Here is an 8,994-nt window from a genome sequence, read left to right on the forward strand (position 1 = left end):
GGGCCCGCCACGGCGCGGGAAGCCGGCGTCGCCGCGGCGGGCGGGACGGGCCGCGGGAGCTCCGGCGCTCCCCGTCCGCCGGAGCCGGTCCGGCAGCCGGTCAGCGTCACGCTCGGCAGGTACAGCGCACTGATTCTCTTCGCGCTGTTCATCGTCATCTTCGGCGCGCTCAAGCCGCACCTGTTCCTGACGGTCAGCACGTTCCGTCTCACCTTCGGTGAAGGCGTGGTGACGGCGGTTCTGGCACTGGCCTTCCTCGTCCCGCTCGCGGCCGGTGTTTTCGACCTGTCGATCGGCGCGATGATGGGGCTGTCGCTCGTCGTGATCAACTGGTTCGCGGCCAACACCGGCGTCCCGATCGCCCTGGTCTGTACCGGCGCTGTGCTGTTGTGCTGCCTGGTCGGTCTGATCAGCGGTTTCCTGGTGGTGCGGTTGCGGGTCAACTCACTGATAGCCACCCTCGGCGTGAGCCAGGTGCTCACCGCTGTGGGGCTGAAGGTCTCCGACAACCGTCAGATCACCGGCGCGTTCTCCGACCGGTTCGCGACGCTTGGCAGCACGAACCTGCTGGGTGTTCCGGTGGTCGTGCTCTACCTGCTGGTACTGGCGGTCATCGGGTGGTTCGTGCTGGAGCACACGCCGGCCGGGCGCTACCTGTTCGCCGTCGGCAGCAGCCCCGATGCCGCGCGGCTGGCCGGCCTGTCGACGGAGCGGCTTGTCTACGGCTCGCTCGTCGCCTCCGGCGCGGTGGCCGGGATCGCCGGCGTCATCTACGCGATGCGGGTCGGCGCCTACACCGCGGACGCCGGTCCGGGCCTGCTGTTCCCCGCGCTGGCGGCGGTGTTCTTCGGGGCGTCGCAGTTCTCCCGGCGGCCCAATGTGTGGGGCACGCTGATCGCTTACTTCGCGCTCGCTTTCGGCGTCAAGGGGCTACAGCTGGCCTTCGGGCCTGGCACCTTCTGGATCCAGCCGCTGTTCCAGGGGGTGGCGCTGCTGATCGCGGTCTCCCTGGCGAGCCGGCAGGTCGCCCAGACGCGGCGCAGCCGGCGGGCACAGGCGGCCACGACCGCGACCGAGCCCGCCGTCACAACCGTGGCCGAGCCGTGACGCGGGCCCAGGCCGGTGTCCGGGGATCTCCTGTGCCCTGGCCGTCGAACTGCCCTGGCCGTCGAACGCCGTGACCGCGGTGATGTCCGCGGGTTTCCCGCAACCAGATCGGAGCAGCTTCGATGAGCAGCACATTGGATGATCAATCGGTATATCCGATCTCGGCGGAAGCCGCGCGCCAGCTGGCGCGCCCCCTGTTCGGCCACGTGATCGACGGTGCGGTCGTCCCGTCCCTCGACGGGTCGACGATGGCGGTCATCGACCCCGCGACCGAACGCCACGTCGCCACCGCCGCGGCCGGCTCGGCGGTCGACGCCGAAAGGGCCGCGCGGTCCGCGCGCGCCGCGTTCGACGACGGTCGGTGGCGCTTCCTCCCGCCGCTGGAAAAGGAACGCCGGATGCGCAGGCTCGCCAGCCTCCTGGCGGAGCGGGCGGACGTCTTCGCCGAGATCGACGTGATCGACTCGGGGCTGCCGCGTTTCTACGAGGGCTTCATCGTCCAGTTCGCGGTCGACGGTATCGACTACTACGCCGGCTGGCCGTCCAAGCTCGCCGGAGCGATCCCGGCGGTACCGTCGGACCTGGTCGTCTACCAGCATCGGGAGCCGATCGGCGCCATCGGCCTGATCACCCCGTGGAACGGGCCGACAGCCGTGTTCGCCGCGGTGGCCGCCGCCATCAGCGCCGGCAACAGCGTCGTGCTGAAGCCGGCCGAGCAGACCCCCATGTCGGCGGTTCTCATGGCGGAGCTGGCGCTCGAGGCGGGAATCCCGCCGGGGGTCTTCAACGTCGTCCAAGGTGTCGGTGAGGTGGTGGGCGCGGCCCTCGTCACCTCCGCTAACATCGACGCCGTGTCGTTCACCGGTTCGGTGGCGACCGGAAGCGCCATCCAGGCCGCCGCCGCCGCACGGGTGAAACGGGTGAGCCTCGAGCTCGGCGGCAAGAGCCCGTTCATCGTCTTCCCCGACGCCGACCTGGAGGCCGCCGCCGCCGCGGCCATGGCCGGGGTGTGGGGCGCGTCCGGGCAGGTGTGCACCGCGGGCAGCCGCCTGTTGGTCCACCGCTCCGTGCACGACACACTGGTAAGCATGATCATTGACGGCTCGCGTGACATCCAGCTCGGCTCGGGTTTCGACCCCAGCAGCCAGCTGGGGCCGCTGGTGTCCGCCGAGCAGCTGGAGCGGGTGCGGCGTTACGTCGGCTACGGCCGGGACGAGGGCGCGGAGCTGGTGCTCGGCGGTGAGCGCCATGGCGACGTCGGCTACTTCCACCAGCCAACGGTGTTCACATCCGTGCGCAACGACATGCGGATCGCCCGCGAGGAGATCTTCGGGCCGGTGATGTCCGTGCTGGAGTTCGGCTCGGAGGAGGAGGCCATCGCCATCGCCAACGACACCGAGTACGGGCTGGCGGCCGGTGTGTGGACGAACGATCTGGGCCTGGCACACCGCACGAGCAGAGCATTACGGGCCGGAACGGTGTGGGTGAACACCTACCAGATGGTCTACCCGACGGTGCCCTACGGCGGCGTGAAGAACTCCGGGCACGGCCGCAGCCTGGGCGCGGCCTCGCTCGACGATTTCACCGAGATCAAGAGTGTGTGGATGAAGGTGGGGGGCTGACGCGCCAGCGCGGCGGCGGGCGCGGCACCCGCTGGGACTGTTCTGAAAGGGGTGAGCATGCGTACAGCGGCTGAGATCGAGGCCGGCTTGGACCGCGCCGAGGTCGCCGACGTGCTTTACCGGTATGCGTCGTGTATCGACACACGGGATATCGACGGGGTCCGGGCGACCCTCGCCGACGACCTGTGGGCGCGGTACGGCAACGCCGATCCCATCATCGGCGGTGACGCGGTCGCCGACTGGATCGACGAGGCCACCCGGGAATGCGTCTGGCAGCATCACCTGCTCAGCGTCTACCACGTGGACCTTGCGGCGGATCAGGCCAGCGCGCTCGTCTACCACACCTCACACCAGGTGTTCCGTGCGTCCGCGGAAACGGTGCACGTGCTCGTCGGCCGATACCACAACCAGCTGCGACGCGAAGCGGACGGCTGGAAAATCAGCAGGCTTCTCTTCGAGATTCGCTGGGGCGAGCGCCGGGTGGACTCCACCGGCTACCTTGCCGAGGTCGGCGGGCCCGGCCCCCAGGTGTGTCCCCGGTGACATGTGGTGGCGACCGGCCTCTGCCACAGCGACGACCACCTGCGCAGGGGTGGTTACCCGGAGATCCGGCTCTCGATCATTGGGGGCCACGAGGGCGCTGGCGTCGTCGAAGCGGTGGGGCCGGGGGGCCGGCGCATTCGTCTGGGTGATCATGTCGTGCTCAGCGTTCCGCTGCCGCCATGCGGGGACTGCGCGCCCTGCCTGGACGGCCGCCCCTACTTCCGTGAGCGGGAGCGCTGCTCGGCCAGGGGTTCCAGGTGTCCGACGGCACCGCCCGGCATCATGCCCGCGGTCAGGACCTGGGGGTCTTTGTCTCTTGCACCATCGGCCATCCCGCGGAGGAGACCGCTGCCACGATCAGTCTGCGTAACCTGCGGAGCTTTGAGAAGCAGGTGGTCGGCTGCCTTGCCGGATCCTGGGACGGCCGCGGGGGGATCGAGTTCCGCACCGGCCTCCACCGTGCTGGCCGCTACAACCTCAGCTCCATCGTGACCCGCATCTACGGCTCGCTGGCCGATGTGATGACGGGTTACCGCGACCAGGCGGCAGGCACGATCGTGCGGGGAGCCGTCCGCCTGTCAGCCTGAGGCCGACATCCGTTGCGTGGCGGCCGGGGCGGAACGGATGTCTGGCAGTCTGGCCCGTCAGTCTGGCCCGTCAGCCGGAGCGGTATAGGGGACGACTGCCTGGCCGCCGTCGACGGCGAGCAGCGCGCCGGAGGTGAAACTCGACGCGGGCCCGGCGAAGTACAGGGCCGCACCGACGATCTCGCGCGGGTCGCCGCCCCGGCCCAGGGGGAAGCGTCCGGCCATCGCCTCGAAGGCCGGGATGTCCCAGGTCCTGCTGATGTCGGTGAAGAACGGCCCTGCCATGATCGTGTTGACCCGGACCGTCGGCCCGAAGGCCTGGGCGAAGCCGGCGGTCAGGGTGTTCAGGCCCGCCTTGGCCGCCGCGTAGGGGAGGTCGCCCGGCGTCGGGCGCACCGCCGCGACACTGCTGATGTTGATGATCGAACCGCCGCCGGCGCGGGCCATGCGGGCACCGGCGAGCGCGGTGAGCCGAAACGGCCCCTTGAGGTTGACCCCGATGACCTTGTCGAACAGCTCCTCGGTCACCTCGTCCAGGCTCGGGTAGCGCGGGGCGATACCGGCGTTGTTGACCAGGATGTCGAGCCGGCCGAACTCGTCGTAGACGGCGTCCACCAAGCGGGTGAGGCCGGCCCAGTCGCCGACGTGCGCCGGGTAGGGCAACGCCCTGCGGCCGGTGGCGCGGCGGACCTCCGCGGCGAGTTCCGCGCAGCCGGCGGCCTTCCGGCTTGTGATCACGACGTCCGCGCCGGCCGCGGCGAACGCGAGCACCATCTCCCGGCCGAGGCCGCGGCTCCCGCCTGTCACGAGTGCCACCTTGCCCTGGAGCGGGCTGCCATGCCCGGGGTCATCGCACTGGCGCATCTGTGCTCCCGCCACGCTGGGATCCGCCGATGGTCAACGTGGGATGTCCCGCCAGGGCCTGCCCCGGTCGGTCCGCGGCTCGCCCGGCAGCCCGAGGATCCGCTCGGCGATGATGTTGCGCTGGATCTCGTCCGAACCACCCGCGATCCGGTAGCCCGGAGCGCCCAGGACATGGGCGCTCCAGCAGAACGTGCCCCACTCACCGGTGTCCGCCGTCAGGCGCGGGCCGAGCAGCAGAGCGGCCGTCCGCGACGCCGATTCCATGCCCGCCACCCAGCGCAGCTTGCGCAGGGAGCCCGCCGCCCCCAGCGCCCGGCCGGCCTGCCGGGCCTGTTCGTCCCGCTGGGCCGACACCCGGGCGAGCCGTTCGTTGATGAACACGTCGGCGAGCTGCTGGCGGACCAGCGGATCGCCCGCCCGACCCAGCCACCGGGCCAGCGCCACGAGTTCCCGGAAGCCCCCGCCGACCTGGCTCGGCGCGCTGCTGGCCTCGCGCTCGAACCCGAGCGTCGTCAGGGCCGTCCGCCAGCCCCCGCCCACCTCCCCGAGACGCAGGGAGTCGGGAACCCGGACGCCGTCGAGGAAGACCTCGTTGAACGACGAACCGCCCGACATCTGGCGCAGCGGTCGGATGGTCACTCCGGGAGAGCCCAGTGCGATCATGAAGGCGGTGAGGCCCGCGTGTTTCGCGGCATCCGGGTCGGTCCGCGCGATGAGCATGCCCCAGTCGGCGAACTGGGCACCCGAGCTCCAGACCTTCTGCCCGTTGACCACCCAGGCGTCACCGTCGCGAACCGCGCGGGTGGCCAGGGCGGCGAGGTCGGAACCAGCGCCCGGCTCGGAGAACAGCTGGCAGCACAGCTCCTCGGCGCGCAGGAACCGCCGCACCAGGAGAGCGCGCTGGCCGGGGGTGCCGACGAGCTCGATCGTTGGGGCGATCAGGTGCAGCGTCACCGTCAGCAGCTCGTGCCCCGGCGGAGTCTCGACGTGTGCCTCCTCGTGGGCGAACACCTCGGCGAACTCGGGCCCGAGCCCGCCGCCGCCGTACTCGGGAGCCCAGGTGATCGCGCCGAAGCCGGCGTCGAACTTCTGCCGCTGCCAGGCAGCCGCCCGGTCGATCAGCGCCTTCTCGTCCGCGAAGGACAGGTTGTGAAAGACCGACACATCGTCCGACCCCTGTCCCCAGCCTTCCTGGCGGCTCTCACCTGGGACGGCCCGCGGGCCCGCGCGGTCGGCGAGCCAGGCACGTACCCTGCCCCGGAAGGCCTCGAGATCCCTGTCCGCAGCTTCCGCGCCCATGGGTCTCCCTCGGGGTTGTCAGATTCGTCACGTCTATATTCGTCATGAGGTTAAGGTCTTTGGATGGCAGGCGCAACGGGGCCTGCGGGGGTTTGTGCCAGGTTCCCCCACAGGCGCCACTGGCACGCGGGCGCGCGGCGCGCTGCCCGGCGGCATCGGGACCGCGGCCAGGACAGTGCCCACCAGGACAGTGCCTACCAGGACCGCAGCTACCGGGAAGGGCCGGGGATGATGAACGCCGAGTCTTGGCCGTCAGCGGATTCGCCTGAGCCGGCGGATCCGCCTGAGCTGGCGCCGGTCCGCCCCGGTGAGGACCTTCCGTGGGAGCGGCTGGCCAGGTACCTGCTGCCGCGGCTGGCCGAGCGGGGGCTGGAGGTGACGGGCGACCTGTCGGTGGCGCAGTTCCCGAACGGTTCGGCGAACCTCACCTATCTGCTCTCGTTCGGTCACACCCGTCTGGTGCTGCGCCGGCCCCCGTTCGGCGTGATCGCCCCAGGCGCCCACGACATGCGCCGCGAGCACCGGGTGCTGTCCCGCCTGTGGCAGGAGTACGACCGCGCTCCGCGGGCCTACGTGTTCTGTGCCGACCACGACGTCGTGGGCAGCGACTTCGTGGTCGGCGAGTACCGCGCCGGGGTGGTGGTCTGGGGGGCGCTGCCGCCGTCGCTGCGTGACCTGCCCGACGCGGCTCGCCGCGTCGGTTTCGCCACCGTCGACGCTCTCGCCGACCTGCATCTCGTCGACCCGGCGAGCTGCGGCCTCGACGATCTCGGCCGGCCCGGCGGATACCTCGCGCGCCAGCTGTCGGGATGGCGCCGTCGCTGGGAGCTCGTGGCCACCGCCGAGTTCGACGCACAGATGACCGAAGCGGGCCGCCGTCTGGAGCGCACGCTGCCGGTCTCGCGGGCATCCGTGCTCATACACAACGACTTCAAGATTGACAACTGTCAGTTCGCGCCGGCCGCACCCGACCGGGTGGCATCGGTCTTCGACTGGGACATGGCGACGCTCGGCGACCCGCTTGCCGATGTCGGGATGCTGCTCAACTACTGGCCCGACCCGTCGGACACCGCGGACGACCACGCGCTGCACGTGCCGGGCCTGCGGACGCTGGGCGTGCCCACCCGGGCGGAGGCCACGCGGCGGTACGCGGCGCGCACCGGCGCCGACCTGTCACACATTGCCTGGTATGAGGCGTTCGCCTGCTGGCGGACAGCGGTGATCTGCCAGCAGCTGCACCAACGCTACGTGCGTGGGGAGAGCACGGACGAACGTATGGCCAGCCGCGGGGACGACATCGGGATGCTTGCCCGGCGTGCCCTGCGGATCCTGGGGGACGTCACGGGGTGAGCCAGGACCGCCGGGCCACAGCCGCCGGCGCTACCGGCCGGTCCAGCTCGTCCGCGGGACGGGGCACGCAAGGAGCTGGGCAGCGCGATTCATCAGGAGCAACTCAGCCTGGCGGTACCCTCAGCTCATGCTGAGCAGCCCCGGTCGAGAGCCGTTGCCTGCGCCCGCTGGAGCGCTGGGCACTCGTCGGCACGCACCGGCCCCGGTCACTCCGCAAGGCTGCATCGCGATCGCGTCAGGTGACGGGGTGATGCGCCGCCTGAAGACATCGGAGACCGTCGCACGGGATGTGGTGCACGACATCATCGCCCGTGGGCTACAGCCTGGTGACGGCCTGCCGTCGGAGGCGGCCATGCTCGAACAGTATTCAGTGAGCCGCGAGTCGTTGCGGGAGGGGCTGCGTCTCCTGGAGGTGCAGGGCCTGCTGTCCATCCGCCGTGGGCCGGGCGGCGGCCCGGTGGTCGGTACCGTCGACCCGTCGAACCTCGGACGCATCTCCACGCTGTATTTCCACCTGGCGGGGGCCACCTACACCGAGCTCTTCGAAGCGTGGGTGCTGGCCGAATGCGTCCTGGCCGACCGGGCCGCCCGCAACCCGGACAGGGACGCGCGTGCCGCCGCGATGGCACCCTACCTCGACGGAGGCGGGGCGTACGAAGAACACGAAGAACACGAAGAACACGAGGAGCTGGGGAAGTTCGTCCAGGAGCACGGTGGATTCCACATCGCGATAGCCTCACTGGCCCGCAACCGCGTGCTCGAGCTGAGCATGCAGACCATGGGCCGGATCGTCGCCCACCACGTCGCCCTCACTGACGACCCCCGGGTGATGCGTGACCTGATCGCCGACGATCACCTGAAGCTGGCCCGGGCCATTCTGTCCGGTCATGCCAAGCAGGCCCACAGTCTCATGGAGGAGCACATCCACGGCATCGCACGGTACAGCCGTGAGCGCTTCGGCGACCGGATGGACGACTTCATCGAATGGCGGTGATCACCGCGGCGGTGGGTCGATATCACCCGGCGTGGCTGCTCGGTCTTCGGCCCGCCCGCCACCGGCGAGACCGATTACGCCCGCCGCCTACTGCCTTTACTCACCCGGGACATGCTGGTGCTGGCCGACCGGGGCTTCGACGCTGCCGCCAGGCGCTACGTAGGGCCGTGGTCACCGCCGTGGAATCGGTTCCTGGCACCGACTCGGACCGGGCCAGTTTCACCATCGCCCTGGAAGCCAGTCCGACAGACGCTGCCCGCCGCCGAGGGTGTGGTCACCACCGACTCGGACCCGGTCGGCCGGATCGGCCTCGCCGTCTTGGCCGGGCTGCTGCCGCCCCGCCGCCCACGCGTCAGCGTCCGTACGGTCAAATCCTCGCTGTCCCGCTGTAACGTCCCGGCATTGGGGTTAGCCGAAGAGCTGGTCGAGGGTGTCGGCGGTCAGGACACGGACGGTCCAGGTCTGGAGCTGATCAGCGGAGGCGTTACGCACAGTGGCGAGCAGCGTCTCGGGAAGCGGGCCGAACTTGAGTGTCAGCTGCTGGACGAGGGTCTCGACACGTCCCTCGACACGGCCCTCGACACGGCCCTCGACACGGCCTTCGACACGTCCCTCAGCGCGGAGCTGT

8 protein-coding genes and 2 pseudogenes are annotated in these 8,994 nt (G+C 70.5%); 7 read left to right on the forward strand and 3 right to left on the reverse strand.

What is annotated here, in order from left to right; genetic code table 11:
* The 5 genes and pseudogenes from MJ777_RS20985 to MJ777_RS21005 all read left to right on the forward strand — a co-directional run.
* Window positions 1-1,107, forward strand: a 1,107-nt coding sequence (locus MJ777_RS20985) for an ABC transporter permease (RefSeq protein ID WP_239377539.1), incomplete at its 5' end; no start/stop codon positions are given.
* Window positions 1,108-1,229: 122 nt separating this feature from the next.
* Window positions 1,230-2,729, forward strand: coding sequence for an aldehyde dehydrogenase (locus MJ777_RS20990; RefSeq protein WP_239377540.1), 1,500 nt, complete (start codon window positions 1,230-1,232; stop codon window positions 2,727-2,729).
* Between the two features lie 57 nt (window positions 2,730-2,786).
* Entirely contained in the window at window positions 2,787-3,272 is a 486-nt protein-coding gene (locus MJ777_RS20995; RefSeq protein ID WP_239377541.1) for a nuclear transport factor 2 family protein, read from the forward strand.
* Between the two features lie 6 nt (window positions 3,273-3,278).
* A pseudogene (locus MJ777_RS21000) lies at window positions 3,279-3,482 on the forward strand (alcohol dehydrogenase catalytic domain-containing protein); the annotation flags it as partial.
* A 47-nt stretch (window positions 3,483-3,529) separates the two neighbouring features.
* Entirely contained in the window at window positions 3,530-3,859 is a 330-nt protein-coding gene (locus tag MJ777_RS21005) for a hypothetical protein (protein WP_239377547.1), read from the forward strand.
* A 57-nt stretch (window positions 3,860-3,916) separates the two neighbouring features.
* On the opposite strand, the gene MJ777_RS21010 is transcribed toward MJ777_RS21005, so the two are convergent.
* Both MJ777_RS21010 and MJ777_RS21015 read right to left on the reverse strand, forming a co-directional pair.
* Complete coding sequence (locus MJ777_RS21010) at window positions 3,917-4,723, reverse strand: SDR family NAD(P)-dependent oxidoreductase (protein WP_239377546.1); 807 nt, start codon at window positions 4,721-4,723, stop codon at window positions 3,917-3,919.
* A gap of 33 nt (window positions 4,724-4,756) precedes the next feature.
* Window positions 4,757-6,022 carry an acyl-CoA dehydrogenase family protein gene (locus tag MJ777_RS21015; protein ID WP_239377542.1) on the reverse strand — a complete coding sequence of 422 codons (1,266 nt, stop codon included), beginning with the start codon at window positions 6,020-6,022 and terminating at the stop codon, window positions 4,757-4,759.
* A 231-nt stretch (window positions 6,023-6,253) separates the two neighbouring features.
* Between MJ777_RS21015 and MJ777_RS21020 the strand changes: the two genes are divergently transcribed.
* The gene (locus tag MJ777_RS21020; protein WP_370652798.1) at window positions 6,254-7,372 is read left to right on the forward strand and encodes a phosphotransferase family protein; all 1,119 of its coding nucleotides are present in this window, start codon (window positions 6,254-6,256) and stop codon (window positions 7,370-7,372) included.
* 250 nt (window positions 7,373-7,622) lie between these two features.
* Window positions 7,623-8,366 (forward strand): FadR/GntR family transcriptional regulator, encoded by a 744-nt coding sequence (locus MJ777_RS21025; RefSeq protein ID WP_239377544.1) that lies wholly within the window; start codon window positions 7,623-7,625, stop codon window positions 8,364-8,366.
* 408 nt (window positions 8,367-8,774) lie between these two features.
* Here the strand turns inward: MJ777_RS21025 and MJ777_RS21030 are convergent.
* Window positions 8,775-8,994 (reverse strand): annotated as a pseudogene (locus tag MJ777_RS21030) (DUF4351 domain-containing protein); the annotation flags it as partial.

The organism is Protofrankia sp. Cj5, assembly GCF_917627405.1.
GTDB lineage: Bacteria > Actinomycetota > Actinomycetes > Frankiales > Frankiaceae > Protofrankia.